The organism is Micromonospora sp. DH14, assembly GCF_029809455.1.
GTDB classification, from domain to species: domain Bacteria; phylum Actinomycetota; class Actinomycetes; order Mycobacteriales; family Micromonosporaceae; genus Micromonospora; species Micromonospora parva.
In genome coordinates this window covers 1-280 of record NZ_JARVKT010000082.1, presented here as the reverse complement: position 1 = coordinate 280, position 280 = coordinate 1, and the positions used below count along the sequence as shown (strand labels likewise).

1 rRNA gene is annotated in these 280 nt (G+C 60.7%); it reads right to left on the bottom strand.

From position 1 onward, the window contains the following. Nucleotides 1–280 (bottom strand): 23S ribosomal RNA (locus QCZ28_RS34595); the annotation flags it as partial.

Here is a 280-nt window from a genome sequence, read left to right as displayed (position 1 = left end):
GTGGTGCGGATTTGCCTACACCACGGCCTACACGCTTACCCCGGCACAACCACCGGCCGGGCTCAGCTACCTTCCTGCGTCACCCCATCGCTTGACTACTACCCATCAGGTTCCCACGCTCCCCACCCTCAACCCGAAGGTCTTGGATGGTTTGGGTGGTTAGCACAACGAGGTTCATCAGGGACGCTCTTTCGCGGGTACGGGAATATCAACCCGTTGTCCATCGACTACGCCTCTCGGCCTCGCCTTAGGTCCCGACTCACCCAGGGCGGATTAGCCT